Source organism: Brevibacillus borstelensis (assembly GCF_037834415.1).
In the GTDB taxonomy this organism is placed as follows: Bacteria; Bacillota; Bacilli; order Brevibacillales; family Brevibacillaceae; genus Brevibacillus; species Brevibacillus borstelensis_A.
Genome location: NZ_JAUMSJ010000020.1, coordinates 13,494 through 30,752 on the forward strand (window position 1 = coordinate 13,494; position 17,259 = coordinate 30,752).

Sequence of the window (17,259 nt, forward strand, 5' to 3'; positions counted from 1 at the left end):
TCGGCATCCCTTCCCTGTGTTTTGGAGCGGTATTTGCCAAAAAAGACAAAAACGGTGTGTCATGCCGCTGCAAAAATCGGCAAATGGAGATTGCAACCGCTTCTTTTTTCGATTACAATAAAAACTGAACGGTGACTCAGTGCAGGCTGAATTGCCAGACATCTCACGGAACGAACGGAAAAAGGTGAGGTGTTTTTTTACAAAACAAAAATGAATGAGCATTCATTCAAAGAAGGCATGTAAAGCGGGATACAGGAATATTTTTGAACGAGTAGAAAACATGAAGTAGGATTTTTTGTTCAGACTATTTCGTATTTGCCGCGAGATTTGAATTGACATGAGGGAGGGTATTGGATGGAACGCAAAATTCGCAAAGCGGCTGTTCTCGGTTCCGGCGTGATGGGTGCAGGCATTGCCGCGCATCTGGCCAATGTGGGCATTCCCGTCTGCCTGCTTGACATCGTGCCGCGTGAGCTGACGGAAGAAGAGAGCAAGAAAGGGAAAACGCTGGCAGACCCTGCCGTTCGCAATCGGATCGCCCAGAGCGGCAAAGAGCGGCTGCTGAAGGAAAAACCGGCTCCGCTCTACGACAAGGCAAACATCGAGCTGATCACCGTCGGCAACCTGGAGGACCACCTGTCCTATCTGGGAGAAGTGGATTGGATCATCGAGGTCGTCGTTGAAAACCTCGACGTCAAGAGAAAGGTGTTTGAAACGGTAGAAGCGCACAGAAAGCCTGGAACGATCGTCTCCTCCAATACATCCGGCGTGTCCATCAACGAAATGAGCGAGGGTCGCTCCGAGGAATTCCGCCGCCACTTCCTCGGCACCCACTTTTTTAATCCGCCTCGTTATCTGAAGCTTCTGGAGATTATTCCAGGCCAGGATACCGATCCTGAAATTGTCGACTACATGATGCATTTCGGAGAATTTGTCCTCGGAAAAGGGACGGTTCTCTGCAAGGATACCCCCAATTTTATCGCCAACCGGATTGGCACATACGGCCTCCAGGTCTCGATTCAGGAAATGGTTCGCCTCGGGCTGGGCGTGGACGAAGTAGACGCCTTGACGGGTCCGGTGATCGGCCGGCCGAAGAGCGCCACGTTCCGCACGCTTGATGTCGTCGGTCTCGACACCTACGTGCACGTCGCGAACAACGTCAAACAAAAAAGCACAGACCCGCAGGAAGTCGCCGTGTTTGAAGTCCCGACATTTGTCCTGGACATGGTGGAAAAACGCTGGCTGGGGCAAAAAGCCGGACAAGGCTTTTTCAAGCAGGTGAAAACGGTGGAAGGCAAGGAAATTCTCGCGCTGGACTACCATACGATGGAGTACCGCCCGCGGGCGAAGGCCAAATATGCCTCGCTGGAGGCGGCGAAGACGGCCAAGACGCTGCCGGAAAAGCTAAAGGCGCTGGTTTACGGAAAAGACAAGGGAAGCGAATTTGTCTGGTGCGTCTTTAAAAAGGTCTTGCTCTACTCGGCTGAAAAAGCGCATGAAATCGCGGATGACATCGTCTCTGTCGACCAGGCGATGAAGTGGGGCTTTGGCTGGGAGCTGGGGCCGTTTGAGACCTGGGACGCCATCGGCGTGGAGAAGTCAGTAGCCCGGATGCGCGAAGAAGGCGAGAGCATCCCGGCATTGGTAGAGGAGCTTTTGGCAAGCGGTAAAACGTCTTTCTATCAAAAACAGGAGGGGCGCCGGGCAGCATTCTCGATTGGCGGCGTTTATAAAGGCCTGGAAGAGAAAAAGGAAAAAATCAATCTGGCCGCGCTAAAGGAGCAAGGCAAGCTGATCAAGAAAAACGCTGGCGCAGCTCTGGTGGATCTGGGGGATGGCGTAGCGTGCCTCGAGTTTACGTCGCCGCACAACGCTCTGGGCATGGATGTCCTGCAGCTGGCAGGCTACGCCGTGGAAGAGGTGCAGCGCAATTTCCTCGGTCTCGTGATCGGCAACCAGGGGAAAAACTTCTGCGTCGGCATGAACCTCGGCTTCGCCTTGATGGAGGCGCAGGATGAGAACTGGTTTGAGCTGGATATGCTGGTCAGCCGTTTCCACAAGGCAGGCAATGCCATGAAGAGCATGCACAGGCCGGTAGTTGCGGCGCCGTTCGGCATGACGCTTGGCGGCGGAGTGGAGATCTGCTACCTCGCTGACCGCGTTCAGGCGTCGGCTGAGACCTATCTCGGACTTGTCGAAGTGGGCGTTGGCCTTTTGCCGGGGGGCGGCGGTACGAAAGAAATGCTGTTCCGCGCCATGGAGCACGTACCGGAGGGCGGTACTGTTCCGGTGGACCCGTTCCCGTTTGTGGCCCGGGCTTTTGAAACGATCGCCATGGCAAAGGTCTCGACCAGCGGCAAGGAAGCGATCAACCTCGGATATTTGCGCTCCACTGACCGGATCAGCGTCAATTCCGACCACCTGCTCTACGATGCCAAGCAGCTGGTGCTCGCCATGGACCGGGAAGGCTATACGCCGCCCAAGCCGCGCAAAATCCGCGTCATCGGAGAGAGCGGCTGCGCCAATTTGCGCCAGAATATTTACTCGATGAAAAAGAGCGGATACATCAGCGACCACGATGAGCTGATCGCCAGCAAGATCGCCTATGTGATGTCGGGAGGAAGCGTTCCGGCGGGCACCGAGGTGTCCGAGGAGTACATCCTGGAGCTGGAGAAGCAGGCGTTCCTGGAGCTGATCAAAACGCAGAAAACACAACAGCGGATGCAGCACATGCTGACGAAAAACAAGCCGCTGCGGAACTGATCACAACGAATTTTTGCGAGCCTGCGCCTGCACCTGTCAGGCGAAAGGGGTAGCGGCTCGCGAGCAGGAAGCGCAGAGCACAGGGAGATTGCCAGAAAATCGCCAGGAAGATCGCGAGAAAGAGGGGAAGAGCCATGAAGGAAGCAGTAATCGTCGCAGGCGCCCGCACCGCTGTTGGCAGAGCCAAGCGCGGCAGCCTGAAGGATGTTCATCCCGTTGATATGGGCGCTGCAGTCGTCAGCAATCTGCTTGGCCGGGTGCCGCAGCTGAACCCGGCTGACATCGAGGACATCATTATCGGCAACGCTGTTCCGGAAGCGGAACAAGGCATGAACATGGCCCGCCTGATCGGTTTGCGGGCAGGGCTTCCGACAAACGTATCCGGCATTACGGTCAACCGGTTTTGTTCATCCGGCTTGCAGACGATCGCCTATGCGGCCCATCAGATCATGGTGGGCGGGGCTGACGTGATCGTCGCCGGCGGCGTAGAGAGCATGAGCCTGCTGCCAATGGCCGGTCACAAGGTAGCGTTGAACCCGACGCTGGTCGAGACCATGCCGGAAGCGTACATGGGCATGGGACACACGGCCGAGGAGGTGGCGAGGCGCTATCAGATCAGCCGCGAGGATCAGGACGCTTTCGCGCTGAGGAGTCACCAGCGTGCGGCAGCGGCGCTTAAGGCAGACAAATTCAGCGGAGAAATCGTCCCGATCACCGTCAAGTCGCACTATCTCGATGAAAATCACAAGCTGCACGTGCAAGAGCGCGTTTTTGACACGGACGAAGGAGTCCGGGCAGACACATCGCTGGAAGCGCTGGCAAAATTGAAGCCGGTCTTCCACGTCAAAGGCAGTGTCACGGCGGGGAACTCTTCGCAGACGAGCGATGGCGCCGCTGCCGTTCTGGTCATGTCGGCGGAAAAGGCAGCGGAGCTGGGAGTCCAGCCGATCGCCAAGTTCAGATCGTTTACGGTCGGCGGGGTAGATCCGGACGTGATGGGGATCGGACCGGTGGTGGCCATTCCGAAGGCGCTGAAAATGGCTGGCCTGAGCATTGCCGATGTGGACCTGTTTGAGCTGAACGAAGCGTTCGCCTCCCAGTCGCTGGCGGTCATCAGGGAGCTTGGTCTCGACGAAGAGAAGGTGAACGTCAACGGCGGAGCGATCGCGCTGGGCCATCCGCTTGGCTGTACAGGTGCCAAGCTGACCGTATCCCTTCTGAGCGAATTGAAACGGCGCGGCGGCAAGTACGGCGTCGTCACGATGTGCATCGGCGGCGGGATGGGAGCCGCAGGCGTATTTGAAATGGTGTAGGCAATCGCTTTGGGGTTTTTCAATCGAAAAGCTAAAGGAGAGGAATGGCAATGGCTGATACCAAAGAATTGATTCGCGGCGGCAGCTTTCTGATTGATGCAGGCAGCGCCGACTCGATGTTTGTTCCCGAGGATTTCACGGAAGAGCAAAAAATGATCGCCAAAACGACGGAAGAGTTCGTCGTCGGCGAGGTTCGCCCGCATCTGGAGGAGATCGAGAACCATCAGTTCGACATCTCGGTCCGCCTGCTGAAGGAAGCCGGCGAACTGGGCCTTCTGGGCGGCGATGTGCCGGAAAAATACGATGGACTGGGTCTGGACAAAGTGAGCACGGCTTTGGTGACAGAGAAGTTTTCTCTGGCCCGCGGCTTTGCGCTCAGCTACGGAGCTCACGTAGGCATCGGTTCTCTGCCGATCGTTTACTTCGGCAATGACGATCAAAAGCGCCGCTACCTGCCCGACCTCGCTTCGGGGAAGCGGCTGGCTGCCTACTGCCTGACCGAGCCGGGCTCCGGTTCAGACGCGCTCGGCGCCAAAACGACGGCCAAACTGTCCGAGGACGGCAAGCACTACATCCTGAACGGCGAGAAGCAATGGATCACCAACGCAGGCTTTGCCGACGTCTTTATCGTCTACGCCAAAATCGATGGCGAGCACTTTACCGCCTTTATCGTGGAGCGCGAATTCCCGGGCGTATCGTTTGGGCCCGAGGAAAAGAAGATGGGCATCAAAGGTTCCTCTACCCGCACCGTCATTCTGGAAGACGTTCCGGTACCGGTGGAAAACCTGCTGGGCGAGCCGGGCAGAGGCCATGTGATTGCTTTTAACATCCTCAACGTAGGGCGCTACAAGCTCGCCGTGGGAGCGGTCGGCTCCGCGAAACGGGCGCTGGAGCTGGCGACTGGCTACGCAAAAGAGCGAAAGCAGTTCAAGACGCCGATTGCCAGCTTTACGCTGATCAAAAACAAGCTGGCCAACATGGCGCTGAAAACATATGCGTCGGAAAGCTCCGTGTACCGGACAGTCGGCCTGTTTGACAACGCTCTTTCCAGCCTCGGAGACAAGGCGGACGACGGGCGCGAGGTGGCCAAGGCTATCGCCGAATATGCCATCGAATGCTCGATCAACAAGGTTTTCGCCACGGAAGTACTCGACTACTGTGTGGACGAAGGGGTGCAAATCCACGGGGGCTACGGCTTTATGTCGGAGTACGAGATCGAGAACATGTACCGAGACTCCCGGATCAACCGGATATTCGAAGGGACCAACGAAATCAACCGCCTGCTGATTCCTGACATGCTCGTCAAGAAAGCGATGAAGGGAGAGCTGCCTCTGCTTCAGGCGGCTGCCAATCTGCAGGAAGAGCTGATGAGCTACTATCCGGAGGAGGTCGAAGACGCGCCGCTGGCTCAGGAAAAGCACTTCATCGACATGACCCGCAAAATCATTTTGATGGTGGCCGGTTCTGCGCTGATGAAGTACCAGCAGGCGATTGCAAAAGAGCAGGAGCTGCTCGCTCTCGCGGCTGACATGCTGATCGAGCTGTACGCGATGGACAGCGTCGTCAAGCGGACAGAGAAGGCCATTGCCAAAAACGGTGTGGAGAAGGAGCGGCAGAAGCTGGACCTGACGATCGTTTACGTGAGCGATGCCTTTGACAAGGTCGAAGCATGGGCGAAGGAAGCGCTGGCTGCCATGGAGGAAGGCGACGACCTCAGAATTCGTCTCTCGATTTTGAAAAAGCTCACGCGCCGCACTCCGATCAACACGGTCCAGCTGAAGCGTACGATTGCCGACCGGGTCATCGAAGCCGGCGGATATGTGCTGTAGGAGTCGGGGAAAGGCCCTTCCCATTTGATATCGCGGTACAGTTCTTCCGCAAACAGAAGCAGATCACCGTGGGGGCATCCCCCTGGTGATCTGCTTTGCTTATCGGCGTTGTCTTTCATTGCTTCGTTTTCCGCTGACGCACTTTCGATATGCCTCCGTCCGTTATTTTGACCTCGACCTCAATCGCTTTCAAAGAGTCCGGCGACAGGGGAAGCACGCCCTCCTTTTTCAAGCGATGCCACTCGCGGGGAAATTTTCGATAAAAGGAATGCCCCAGACCAAGCGTATCGATGCCCAGCTTCATTCCCCGGTCATAGAGTGAGCGCACCTCCGCTTCGATTTGTCCCGCTGCATCCCTCTCCAAGAGCGCTATGGGAGTTGGCTGAAACAACTGAGTCACGTAACCCGTTGTCTTTATGGATACGCGAAAGACGGGACGCCCTCCTTCTAAGTCCGGGATGATCCTGGGGCGTGGGGTTTCCATAACCAGGAGAGCCGATTTTTTTCCCTTGGTCTTAAGAAGCGTCCGCCTCGTCTCTTTCTCCAGCCAGCGAGTCCCTGCGACCTGCTCGTGAGGCAAGCACGCTTTCAGCTTTTCGTTTTGCAGGAAGCAGATTCCGTCCATCTTCAGCTGCGGAAGGTGTTTTTTGTTTTCCGCCCATGGTTTTCTTTCCACTGACAGGTAGGGAAGGCGGACTACTCCATTGGGCTCGTTTCTTTCGGAAATGGTGCGAAACAACAATAAGGGGCGAATGTACGAATATTGGCCGTAAATGTCTTTGGGGTCCGCCAGCTGGGAATAGAGGATGGATATCCCCAGTATCGGTCTGGCGGTAAGGACGTCCTCAAGCGATTCCTTCGTGGCAAAGGACCACACGGAGTAACGAAATTCTTGGTACCTGTCAAGCGCATCCATGACCTCATCAAACTTTTCATGCTTCAAAGCCCGTTCGGTGAAGACGATGGCGTGAACGTGGCTCCATATGAGCCGTTGCTGAGTGGTCGTATAAATTTGATAGATGGCCGAAACGAAAGTGTCGCCTTCGCCTTTTGCAACGGAGATCGGTTCTCGCGTCAATTGAGTGCCGGTCTCCTTTTTGGCGATGTTGGAGAAGCCGAGAATTTGCAGATAGATGACTACCTTGCGATCGACGTAATCGACTCCGATGGCATCGATGTAAATAAGCTGTTCGATATCCCGGGCGTTCCAGCAGCCGCCAAGCAGGATGGAAGCAGCCAATACAACGCCTAGCATACGCTTCATTCGTACCATGCTAAGAATCTGTCTCCTTGCGCGAAGCGCGTTTCAAAATGCTTGCTTTTCCTTCCCATAACCGCCATGGCGTGCGAATCAGAACCTTGGCCAAGTCTCGCAGAACAGGGGGAGAGAGCGGTGTCAGATAATAGACGCCAAAGGAACGAGAGTTGGCAAAGAAGAGGAGAACGCCGATCAGCGCCATCATGAACCCGAATATCCCGAGAAACGAACAAATGATCAGCACGGAGATGCGGAGGAGACTAAGTGTCCCGACCACACTCTGATTCACCATGGTGAATGTGGCCATGATGGAAATAGCGATGATCACCAGGCTGCCGGGAGCGGTCAATCCGGCAGAGATCGCTGCCTGTCCGACAATCAGTCCGCCGACGACAGAGAGCGTTTGCCCGATGGCCATCGGCATGCGCAATCCCGCTTCGCGAAACAACTCAAACAGCAGAAGCATGAACAGAGCTTCCAAAGCGGCGGGAAGCGGCACGCCTTGGCGGGAGATCACCATGGTGGCGATCAGCGTGTAAGGCAGCTGGTCCTGATGGTACGTGACCAATGCCACCCAGAATCCGGGCAAAAACAAGGCGGCGAACACACTGCACAGGCGGATGATGCGGACGAAGACGACCATGTAAATCGAGGTGTTGGCATCCTCCGACGTGTTGATCAGATACGTAAAGTTGGTCGGTGCGATAAGCGCTGTCGGGGAACCGTCGACCAAGATGGCAAAGCGCCCGGTCAACAGGCTGTTGACGACGAAATCGGGTCTACCCGTATACTCATACAACGGCAGAATCGTAAACGGGGTATCCAGCAAAAGCTCTTCCAGCTGCGTGGTTGTTACGATCCCGTTGCTCTTGATTGACGAGAGCTTGGTGCGGATTTCCTCGACAAGCTTTTGTTCAATTGTTTGGTGAAGGTACAGCAACCCGACCTTCGTCCGTGTTTGGCTTCCCAAAATGTACGATTCGTAGTGCAAGAGAGGGGTTTTCAGCCGCTTGCGTATCAGCGCGACATTCGTAGTGATATCCTCGGTAAACCCGTCGCGCGGCCCGCGGATGGAGACTTCCGTATTCGGTTCTTCGGGGGAGCGCTGCGGGCGATTGTCTGCATCCAAGCTGTACAGCGTTCCCCACTCGTTAAACAGGATCAGCAAATGTCCATCGAACACATGGTCTGCGAGCTCCCCTGCATCCGTAGGAGTCAATTTTTTCAGGAGAAAGGGACGTTTTCGCTCCAAATCTTGCTCTTCGGCGATCTCTCCCGAACGAAATAATTCACTCATCTCCGGAAGGATGTACTCCATGAGGATATGCTTGTCACAAAGTCCTTCCGCATAGATCAGAAATACAGTGACGTTTTGCAGATGAGGGAGCATGCCGTATTCTTCTACAGAGACATCGTGGCAGCCCGAAAAGAGCCGGCGGATCGCTTCCGAACTGAGGCTGTCCAGACGGGGAATCTCACCCGGGACATTCACCTGGTCGGAAGGGTGCTCTCGCGTTTCATTTTTCATGAAGGTCCTCCTTCTTGCGGGAGAGTAACGCCAGTAGCGCAAGCGTCAAAGACAGGAGCAAGGCGGCAATCAGCAGGCCGGGGAGCAAAAATCTGGTCAGCGACAGATAGAACGAGATGTCGTCATAGGGCCACAATGCCATGCAGACAGCGACAATACAGGCGAGGACGAGAACGCGAACCCGCTTGCGGCCGTCGGGAAAATCAAATATCTCAACGAGCAGGTAAAAAGCGAGGGACACGCGGATGAAGGCTCCGCTGAACCATTGATAAATACTGAAAAAATCCACGTGCTCGATATACAGGCCGATTTTGACCAGCCGCCATTCCTCAAAGGCGGGATAGCGCAGTTTAGCTGCTTCCTCCGGTCCAAATTCGGTAATGGCACCGGTAAGCGGACCTAGTGTCAGCCATACCATGATGGCCCCCAAAACAGCCAGCCTCCAGAAGGTGACCTTTACCCCGATGTGCTGCTTGAGCAAAAGGAGCAGGATTAATTCAGAGAAGCCGGCACCGGCATACACCATTCCCCGCTTCATCGGTTCCCATCCGTACTCAAGGATGGGGAAGAGATAAGAATAATCCTTGTACTGCAAGTTGGTGCTCATCACAAAGAAGCCGAGGACAACGACGATTGGCAGCAGCAAGACAGATACCATCGCGATGGAACGTATGCCAAAGAGAGAGTTGATGAGACAGACAAGAGCAAAAACCAACCCATGGATATACATGGGAGTTCGAGGAGCAAACGTGAGATTGACCCAGGTGACTGTGTCTTTGATCGTGATGACAGCCAGCGCAAACACGTAGATCGCAAAGAGAAAAGAAAGAACTTTGGCGGTGCCTGTTCCATACTGCTTTTTCAACCATTCCAGCAGCGGTCCATTCCCGGTATTCCGATAAATGCAGGCGATCATCCAAATGAAAAGGAGGTACAGCGGGACCACACCAAGCACGGAGAGCCAAGCATCTCTCCTCGCTGCATCCAGGAGCAGGGGGATGACGATCACGTGGTTCATGAGTCCGTTGGAGAGCATGAGTATAAAGACTAATTGAACAAACGAAATGCCATTTTTCATAGAGTTCCCGCCAGACTTTTCCTGATCTCTCCTAAGTATGAGCAATTGATGAGATAGTATACAGGACCTGTCCGGCGCCTCTACCTGTACAAGCGAGGCTTGATGCAGTCAGGCTATGCATATTTTTAATGAGGGTTCCTCACTCTAACAAAAAGAATACAACTATGCTCAAGGGTAGGATCTCATGAGAAATCTTAGAGACTGGCTACGCGGCAAGAAATCGTCTGTAAAGCAAACAGGAGATGCACGGGCAACTCAACCTGCCCAGCACCAGGCACGCCCCGTAAGTTCGAGCTTGTCTGATAACATGCGGGAGCTCCGTTCACTGTTTCCGCTTACGCCTGATCTGATCATTCGCCATTTGGACAATCCCGTGACGAGAGAGAGGGCCATACTGGTTTATCTAAGCGGATTAGTGGATAGAAACGCGATTAACAACGATATAATCCGCCCTTTTTTGGAAAAGCGGCGAGCGAGAGAGAGCAGTATTTTCAATGTCATTACAGTGGGAAGCATGGATTACATCACGGACTGGAATGATGTTGAGCCCGCGATTCTTCTGGGGAACAGCCTGTTGTTCCTCGAAGGACAAAGCAAGGTCTATGTGATAGAAGCGCGAGGTTGGCCGCAGAGAGCTATCGAGGACCCCCAGTCAGAGGCCTCGCTTTTGGGGGCGCATCAGGGCTTTGTGGAAACGAGCATACAAAATATAGCGATGATTCGTCGGTATATTCCCAACCGCGAGTTGAAAATCCAGGAGTTCACCATAGGGAGAAGAGGGACTTGCAAAGCCTCCGTCCTCTATCTGGCTGACGTGGCAAAGCCGGAAGTGGTGAAAGAGATGGTAGACAGGCTGCAACAGGTCAATGTCGACACAATATTAAACACGGGGGAATTGCGAGAAATCATCGAGGACAGCAGGTACTCTCCGTTTCCTCAACTGATCACGACGGAGCGGCCGGACACTGCCGCCTCCCACATCCTGCAGGGAAGAGTTGCGGTCGTCGTGGATCGGACGCCCAAAGTACTGATCGGACCCGCTGGTTTCGTTACCTATTTCCAAAACGTGGACGACTATAATTTGCGCTGGCCTGTCGCTACCTTTATTCGGGCGCTGCGGTTTTTGGCCTTTTTGGTTGCCACCTTTTTGCCAGCCTTATACATTGCGGTTATTTCCTTCAATTATGAAATCATCCCGTTGGATTTGCTGCTCTCTGTCGGGGAATCGAGGGAACGCGTGCCTTTTCCGCCGCTTTTGGAGGCGATGCTGATGGAGATTACGCTGGAAATGCTCAGGGAGGCGGGGATACGCTTGCCTGCCCCGATCGGGCAAACTGTCGGTATCGTCGGGGGTATCGTGATCGGCCAAGCCGCCGTATCAGCGGGGATTGTCAGCAACATCATGGTGATCGTCGTCGCGTTTACGGCGATTGCTTCGTTTATCATCCCCAACTACGACATGGCTTCCGCCGTCCGCTTGGTCCGCTTTTTGATGATGGGGCTGGCGGCCATGTTCGGCATCGTGGGGATTGTTATCGGCTTGATGGGATTGGTCGGTCATATGATCGCGCTGGAAACCCTCGGCGTCCCTTATGGGGCTCCGCTGGCGCCTGCCAGATTTTCCGACTGGAAGGACCTGATTCTCCGGATCCCCTTGTGGAAGATGGACAAGCGGCCGGTTAGCGCCAGAGCGGTTCAGACCAAAAGGCAGGATAAATACAGTTCGGGGGAGGAGGGACAGTGAATCCATACGCGACCAGACAAATTACTGTCCTGCAGTACATTTTTTTTATCCACGGAGCCCAGGTCGGAATCGGTATCTTGACCATCCCCCGCGATGTGGCGGAAATTGCAGGGACGGATGGCTGGATCGGGATTATTCTCGGATGGCTTGCAGCGATTGTGGCCAGTTTGATCATTATAAGCACGATGAAAAGGTATCCCGAATGCACCATCATTGATCTGATTCCCATGTTTTTCGGCAAATGGCTGGGGAAGTGTTTCATCGCGGTGATTGTGCTTTATTGCGCATACGCTGCCGTTACTGTGCTAGCCAATACGGGTGGTATCTTGAAGGTTTGGCTTTTGCCGTTCACTCCTTTTTACCAAATCATGATTTTGCTTTTGATTCCTGTCTTGTTTTTGGTCGGCAAAGGCGTTAAGACGCTGGCGCGATATGCGGAATTGATTTTTTACCTGAGTTTATGGGTGCCGGTTGCATTGATCCTTTCCTTGAAGGAACCTCAATTTCTGTATCTTTTGCCCGTATTAAAGGAGGGATGGGGACCTGTTCTGGAGGCTGTGCCAACCACAATTCTCTCTTATTTAGGCTTTGAGTTGGCCTTTTTTCTGTACCCGCATCTGGAAAAAAAGCAGTTTGCCTCTGTAGGAATTGTCATTGCCAATACGCTATCGATGCTTTTGTTCCTGTTCGTCACCCTTATTGCTTATGTCATCTTCAGCCCGGATCAAATTACAAAGTTTATCTGGCCTGTTTTAAGCATGTGGAAAGGGGTTGAATACCGGTTTTTAGAGCGGATCGACATTCTATTTCTTGCGTTCTATCTGTTTATCATTTCGACAACCTGGATGCCGTACATGTACTTTGCGGTTTTTGGAACGGGTCGGCTGATGAAAAAGTCTAATGAAAAGCTATATCTGATGGGATTTATCGGGTTGATTGTAGGGGGGACTATGCTTTATACGCCTTCCTTTTTCGGTATTCAAAAGCTGGGTGACACATGGAGTACAGCGGGGATGATTTTCGGATACGCAGTTCCCTTGCTCTTGTGGGGGTACGGACGCTTGTTTCACAAATACAGGCAAAGGAGGATGCCATGATCCGGCGATTGCACATCCTGTTCCTGACGATTCTATTGGCAATACTGCCGGGATGCGCCGATTTGCGAAATCTGGAGGATGTAACCTTGGCGCTTATGGCGGGGATAGACCTGAGCGAAAAAAATGAGCTCTTGTTCTACGTATCAAGCCCTGTATTCAGCAAGGACGCGAAAAAGAAGGTAGAGGAGTTCGGAGTAAGAGCCGATAGTATCCGTCAATCGACTAAAAGGTTTGATGCTCTCGTGACAGCGCTGACCGTAGGCGGGAAAATCCAGCTTGTTGTGCTCGGCAAGCGGCTATTGCAGCATCCTGACTGGTTTTCGCTGCTCGACACTCTCTACAGGGACGGACGGATGACGGTAAACTCTCGGGTCGTGGTGGTAGATGGCCCCGTTCATTCCGTCTTTCATTTGAATCCGGCGGATAAACCTCGTCTGCCGCTTCATCTCACTCAATTGCTCGATACGGCGAACCGCCGAAATTTGACAGTCAAAACGACAACGCAGGAATTTCACCGCATGATGGCTGAAAAGGGGATGACGCCGTCGATTACCGAATTCAAAAGGCAAAACAACGTTGTGGAAGTCATGGGCACGTCTCTGTTGGACCACCATGGGCAATACGTTACGCTGCTCCTTCCCAAAGATACGATTCTGCTTCAGATTCTCATACACAAATTGCAGGGAGAGCTGACGCCGACAGTGCCATTGCCAGGGCAATCAGATAAGCAGAAAGTGGTCAAACCGCGAGTCTCTTTCTTTGTCAAAGATGTTACCAAAACAGTAAAAACCGGATACCGCGACAACCGATTTCGATTCGAGGTCGAATTGCAAATGGATGTCTCTCTGGCGGAACGGATGTTCCCGATTGAACCGGCCAAACAGCATAAGAAGCTGGAACAGATGATTGAGAAGCAGCTGACCCAAAAGTACGCCGACCTGATCAGCAAATTTCAAAAACACAAGGTAGATCCAGTTGGCTTCGGGGTGTACGCCCGGGCGTACCAGTACAAGGAATGGAAGAAGGTCCAGGATGATTGGCCCGCGGCATTTGCCAAAGCAGAGGTACGGGTCAAGCCTGTTATCTCCATCAAAGGGATTGGCATTACGGAATAAAAAACCCTCTCTCAGAGCGGAAATCGACGGATACGGCAATCCGCAAAGCTCGGGAGAGGGCTCTTTCTTATCCGTGAATTAATAAATCGCTTCCCAGCCCGCAGGGGTGACGAACAGGCGGATCGCTTTTATCTTGCGGTCGTCCATCAAGGTAAAGTAGTGGCGGTAGTTGGGAGGAACGGAGATCAGGTCGCCCGGCTCCATCTCCACGTCGAAGTAACGGCCGTCTTGTCCCTTGATAGCAAAAATGCCGTGGCCGTCCACGCAAAAACGGCACTCGTCATCGGTGTGGTGATGCTCGCCCTTGAATTTGACCAGCAATTCATCCAGATTCGGCGTCTTGTCAGACAAGACAATGATATCGGCTGTCAGATAGCCGCGGTGTTCGCTGATCGCATCGATCTCCGGTTTGAAAGCGTCGAGGATCTGCTGCTTTTCTTCATCGGTCGGGCTGTAGTTGCTCTTGAGCTGTTCGTCCAGGCGGTCGACGCCCCAGTGCTCGTAAATGATTCCCTGCGTGTCCAAAAACGAGACGACACTCTCGCCGGTCAAATACTCGTTGTTGTCGTGAAAGCGCACTTTTGCCATGATAGAGGCCTCCTTGGGATGGTTGGTTATGGAGCAGCCACGGCGGCTTGGCGAAGCTGCAGCCAGCGCGCGTGGTATTCAAACAGGAATTCGAATGCTTCCAGATGCCGTTTCGCCGTAAAGTCGCTGTCGCCCCAGGCGTAAATGCCGTGGTTGCGGATCAACACGCCGGGAACCTCTGGTGTAATAACTTTTTCAATCGCGGCAGCCAGCGTCGGAATATCGGCAAAATTCTCGACAATCGGGACCGTGATGCGGGCGTTTTCTTCCCAGATGCCCAGCCCCTTGATCAGCTCCTGACCTTGAATGGAAAAGGCTCGCTGGCCGAAGTACAGCTCAGAGATGAGGTTGTTCCAGACGGTGTGGACGTGAAAGCAGGCATGTGCCTGCGGGACTTTGCGATAGACGACGGCGTGGATCAGCGTCTCCGCCGATGGCTTGAGCGCCGTAGGCTCTACCGGCTGACAATCGCCGTCCACCACCAGATAATCCTCGGGTGAGAGCTTTGTCTTGTCCTTGCCGCTGGCCGTCACGGCGAATTGCAGCGGTTCTGCGCTCAATTTGATCGAAAGGTTGCCGCTGGTGCCGGGAAACCAGTCCCGGCGGGCAAAGGCCAGCTTGGCTTCGTCCAGGCGGCGGAAAGCGTCCAAGCGCTGTTCAAGCGTAATCGTCATGTAGATCGCACCTCCTGCCTGCGTTTCAGCTCCTGCAAAATGGCGATGACGTCGTGGAACGTCGCGAATGGCTTGAAGGGAAGCCCCAGTTCCTCGCTTTTTTGTGCCAGGAGCGAGCGTGCGATGACAAAGTCGGCGATTTTGGCTCCGGCCAGATCGGTGATCGAATCGCCGATGACGACGCGGTAGTAGCGCTCTGGATCGTAGCGGCGGATAATGGCCGTTTTGCACATGCCGCAGTTGTTGTCGCAATGCTCGTCGCACGCGTGCGGCCAGGTAATCGTGATGCGAGGCCCGCCAAAGTCGCTGCCGTTGCAGTAGATCGGCACATCGAGCTCGAACGGGGCGAGGATCGGCTCGACAAAAAAGTCAATCCCGCCGCTGGTGATCAACAGCTCGATGCCTTCCTCCCGGCAAAAGCGGACGAATTCGGCGAAACCGGGGCGAATCGTCGCTTCTTTGACGATGAAGTCAATAATTTCCTGCTTTTTCTCGGACGGAATCAGCTGGAACAGCGCTCCCACGCCTTCTCGGATGGAAACCTTTTGGGTGAGTATCCGCTCGATCAGCTCTTCCCGCTCAGGAGGCGCAAAGCGGCGCATGATCGCGACGATGTTGTCCTTCTCTGTAATCGTTCCGTCGAAATCGCAAAACAGTACGAGTGGCTTGCTCATCGCTTTGCCCCCCATTTCTGCAAGGCTTGCGACAGTTCAGGAGAGGCAAGGGACGCTTCCTCCAGCGTCTGCCCTGCCACGACTGCCTGGATTGCCGCTACAAACGCGCGGGCTCCCGCTGTCGCGCCGCCCGGGTGACCGTGAATGCCGCCCCCGGCGTTGACCACCTGATCCAGGCCGAAATCCGCGTACAATTGCGGAACGAGTCCGGGATGAATGCCCGCAGACGGTACGGGGAAGGATTCGCGCAAGGAGCTTTTCGGCTCGGTCAAATGCTTTGCGAGCTGCAGCGCTGCTTCCTTGTCCAGCGCCACGTTTCCGTATGGCGACGGGAAGAGCACCAGGTCCGCTCCGGCAAGCCGCATCAGCTTGCCGAGGAGCAGAGGCGTCGCAATTCCGTAGTCGGGCGACGGATAGCAGGCTCCCGCGAGAGCCGGATGGGCCATGATCGGCACCCGAATGTCCGAATCTGCGGCCAGGCGGTGCAAGGCATCGTAGCCAAAGGCAAGCACGTTGAACAGCAGGCAGTCCGCGCCCGCCTCTACGGCCCGCTTGGCGCGTTCGGCCAAGTCGGTGACAGGTCCGGTCAAATTCGCTGCATACAAGACCGGCTTGCCGGTTTCCGCCTCGGTTTCCCGGGCAATTTGTTTAAACGCCCGGATTCGCTCCAGGAAAGGCGCACGGTCATCGGCAAAGAAAATCTCGTCGTCCTTCACCAGGTCGACGCCGCCCAGAGCCTGTGCGCGGAACTGGGTTTTCAAATCGTCAAACGGCAGTCCGAGACACGATTTGAAAATGCTCATCAAAAGAGGACGGTCATGCGCGCCAAGGCGCTCCCTGAGACCCGCGATGCCGTACTTCGGCCCCGGAAAAGCGGACAAGAACGCTTCCGGAAACTGGATATCGATCAGCTTGATCTTGCCGTCCATGGACAGTTTGCCGAAGACGCCAGTCAACAAGGACGGGATGTCTGCAGTAAAATTGCGAATCGGGTAGTTAATCGCAATCAATCCGCTGCTTTCGCCATTTTCCAGCGTTTCGAGCGTCTGAGTGCTGACAGCTTCACCCAGATATGGCTTCAGATCTTCCTGCTTGGCGGCGGGCAGATCGGTCCAGCTGCCGACTGTCATGCCGACAGCGATCGCTTCCGCCTTTTTTTGCAGGTCCTTCGCTTGAGTCAGATAGGTTACGAGGATACGTTGTTCACTCAATCAGGAATCCCCCTTTTTTCATCGGAAAACTTGGCTTGGCCACGTATACAAAAAAGCCTCCCCTTCGTGAGGGGAGGCGCTTTCGTCCGATAACGTTTTCGTCTCCTCTCATCTCTCGGTTCAGGGTCGATCCAGCGGACTTTCGTCGGCGTAGTCGACTCTCACCGTTGGAATTAGCACCGTTTCGCTCCCGTTCAGGGGAAGCGCCGGTTGCCGGGCATCATAGGGCCAGTCCCTCAGCCAGCTCGCGATAAGAGTTTCATGTTACAGTATGATTTTCGTTTGCGATATCCCCATGATATGATGTTCCCCTTCGGGAGTCAACCCTCGTTTTGAGTGTTACATTTGAGCGTTAAAAATATCCTCACAGGTGAAACTTTTTTGAAA

13 protein-coding genes and 1 riboswitch are annotated in these 17,259 nt (G+C 54.3%); of the genes, 6 read left to right on the forward strand and 7 right to left on the reverse strand.

Annotated elements, in window-relative coordinates; genetic code table 11:
* Positions 1-354 precede the first annotated feature (354 nt).
* The 3 genes from Q3F21_RS16360 to Q3F21_RS16370 all read left to right on the forward strand — a co-directional run bounded on the left by Q3F21_RS16360 (position 355) and on the right by Q3F21_RS16370 (position 5,905).
* Positions 355-2,763: a 3-hydroxyacyl-CoA dehydrogenase/enoyl-CoA hydratase family protein gene (locus Q3F21_RS16360; RefSeq protein ID WP_340255097.1), complete on the forward strand. Its 2,409-nt coding sequence runs from the start codon at positions 355-357 to the stop codon at positions 2,761-2,763.
* Positions 2,764-2,897: 134 nt separating this feature from the next.
* Positions 2,898-4,076 carry an acetyl-CoA C-acetyltransferase gene (locus Q3F21_RS16365; RefSeq protein WP_340255100.1) on the forward strand — a complete coding sequence of 393 codons (1,179 nt, stop codon included), beginning with the start codon at positions 2,898-2,900 and terminating at the stop codon, positions 4,074-4,076.
* A gap of 50 nt (positions 4,077-4,126) precedes the next feature.
* Positions 4,127-5,905 (forward strand): acyl-CoA dehydrogenase family protein, encoded by a 1,779-nt coding sequence (locus Q3F21_RS16370; RefSeq protein ID WP_340255103.1) that lies wholly within the window; start codon positions 4,127-4,129, stop codon positions 5,903-5,905.
* A gap of 115 nt (positions 5,906-6,020) precedes the next feature.
* On the opposite strand, the gene Q3F21_RS16375 is transcribed toward Q3F21_RS16370, so the two are convergent.
* Genes Q3F21_RS16375 through Q3F21_RS16385 form a run of 3 tightly spaced genes read right to left on the reverse strand, consistent with a single transcriptional unit; the run spans position 6,021 to position 9,769 of the window.
* On the reverse strand, positions 6,021-7,178 hold the full coding sequence (locus tag Q3F21_RS16375; RefSeq protein ID WP_340255106.1) for a Ger(x)C family spore germination protein: 1,158 nt from the start codon (positions 7,176-7,178) through the stop codon (positions 6,021-6,023).
* A gap of 1 nt (position 7,179) precedes the next feature.
* Entirely contained in the window at positions 7,180-8,691 is a 1,512-nt protein-coding gene (locus Q3F21_RS16380; RefSeq protein WP_340255109.1) for a spore germination protein, read from the reverse strand.
* Positions 8,681-9,769 carry an endospore germination permease gene (locus Q3F21_RS16385; RefSeq protein ID WP_340255112.1) on the reverse strand — a complete coding sequence of 363 codons (1,089 nt, stop codon included), beginning with the start codon at positions 9,767-9,769 and terminating at the stop codon, positions 8,681-8,683. The genes Q3F21_RS16380 and Q3F21_RS16385 overlap by 11 nt, the downstream gene beginning before the upstream one ends.
* Before the next feature lie 184 nt (positions 9,770-9,953).
* Between Q3F21_RS16385 and Q3F21_RS16390 the strand changes: the two genes are divergently transcribed.
* The 3 genes from Q3F21_RS16390 to Q3F21_RS16400 are packed head-to-tail and all read left to right on the forward strand — an operon-like array spanning position 9,954 to position 13,725.
* The gene (locus Q3F21_RS16390; protein ID WP_340255115.1) at positions 9,954-11,513 is read left to right on the forward strand and encodes a spore germination protein; all 1,560 of its coding nucleotides are present in this window, start codon (positions 9,954-9,956) and stop codon (positions 11,511-11,513) included.
* On the forward strand, positions 11,510-12,610 hold the full coding sequence (locus Q3F21_RS16395; protein ID WP_340255118.1) for an endospore germination permease: 1,101 nt from the start codon (positions 11,510-11,512) through the stop codon (positions 12,608-12,610). The genes Q3F21_RS16390 and Q3F21_RS16395 overlap by 4 nt, the downstream gene beginning before the upstream one ends.
* Complete coding sequence (locus Q3F21_RS16400; protein ID WP_340255121.1) at positions 12,607-13,725, forward strand: Ger(x)C family spore germination protein; 1,119 nt, start codon at positions 12,607-12,609, stop codon at positions 13,723-13,725. The genes Q3F21_RS16395 and Q3F21_RS16400 overlap by 4 nt, the downstream gene beginning before the upstream one ends.
* Before the next feature lie 78 nt (positions 13,726-13,803).
* On the opposite strand, the gene Q3F21_RS16405 is transcribed toward Q3F21_RS16400, so the two are convergent.
* The 4 genes from Q3F21_RS16405 to Q3F21_RS16420 are packed head-to-tail and all read right to left on the reverse strand — an operon-like array spanning position 13,804 to position 16,872.
* Entirely contained in the window at positions 13,804-14,313 is a 510-nt protein-coding gene (locus Q3F21_RS16405) for a cupin domain-containing protein (protein WP_340255124.1), read from the reverse strand.
* A gap of 26 nt (positions 14,314-14,339) precedes the next feature.
* On the reverse strand, positions 14,340-14,987 hold the full coding sequence (locus tag Q3F21_RS16410; protein WP_340255127.1) for a methylthioribulose 1-phosphate dehydratase: 648 nt from the start codon (positions 14,985-14,987) through the stop codon (positions 14,340-14,342).
* The gene (locus Q3F21_RS16415; protein WP_340255131.1) at positions 14,984-15,661 is read right to left on the reverse strand and encodes a 2-hydroxy-3-keto-5-methylthiopentenyl-1-phosphate phosphatase; all 678 of its coding nucleotides are present in this window, start codon (positions 15,659-15,661) and stop codon (positions 14,984-14,986) included. Before Q3F21_RS16415 ends, Q3F21_RS16410 begins: the two co-directional genes overlap by 4 nt.
* Entirely contained in the window at positions 15,658-16,872 is a 1,215-nt protein-coding gene (locus tag Q3F21_RS16420) for a 2,3-diketo-5-methylthiopentyl-1-phosphate enolase (protein WP_340255134.1), read from the reverse strand. Before Q3F21_RS16420 ends, Q3F21_RS16415 begins: the two co-directional genes overlap by 4 nt.
* Positions 16,873-16,977: 105 nt before the next feature.
* A riboswitch (SAM riboswitch) is annotated at positions 16,978-17,129 on the reverse strand.
* Positions 17,130-17,259 lie beyond the last annotated feature (130 nt).

Bases quoted from the DNA above. Each gene is read 5' to 3' on its own strand.
- Q3F21_RS16375 (WP_340255106.1), bottom strand. From the start codon at position 7,178: ATGGTACGAATGAAGCGTATGCTAGGCGTTGTATTGGCTGCTTCCATC.
- Q3F21_RS16400 (WP_340255121.1), top strand. From the start codon at position 12,607: ATGATCCGGCGATTGCACATCCTGTTCCTGACGATTCTATTGGCAATA.
- Q3F21_RS16380 (WP_340255109.1), bottom strand. From the start codon at position 8,691: ATGAAAAATGAAACGCGAGAGCACCCTTCCGACCAGGTGAATGTCCCG.
- Q3F21_RS16410 (WP_340255127.1), bottom strand. From the start codon at position 14,987: ATGACGATTACGCTTGAACAGCGCTTGGACGCTTTCCGCCGCCTGGAC.
- Q3F21_RS16405 (WP_340255124.1), bottom strand. From the start codon at position 14,313: ATGGCAAAAGTGCGCTTTCACGACAACAACGAGTATTTGACCGGCGAG.
- Q3F21_RS16360 (WP_340255097.1), top strand. From the start codon at position 355: ATGGAACGCAAAATTCGCAAAGCGGCTGTTCTCGGTTCCGGCGTGATG.
- Q3F21_RS16365 (WP_340255100.1), top strand. From the start codon at position 2,898: ATGAAGGAAGCAGTAATCGTCGCAGGCGCCCGCACCGCTGTTGGCAGA.
- Q3F21_RS16415 (WP_340255131.1), bottom strand. From the start codon at position 15,661: ATGAGCAAGCCACTCGTACTGTTTTGCGATTTCGACGGAACGATTACA.
- Q3F21_RS16390 (WP_340255115.1), top strand. From the start codon at position 9,954: ATGAGAAATCTTAGAGACTGGCTACGCGGCAAGAAATCGTCTGTAAAG.
- Q3F21_RS16385 (WP_340255112.1), bottom strand. From the start codon at position 9,769: ATGAAAAATGGCATTTCGTTTGTTCAATTAGTCTTTATACTCATGCTC.
- Q3F21_RS16370 (WP_340255103.1), top strand. From the start codon at position 4,127: ATGGCTGATACCAAAGAATTGATTCGCGGCGGCAGCTTTCTGATTGAT.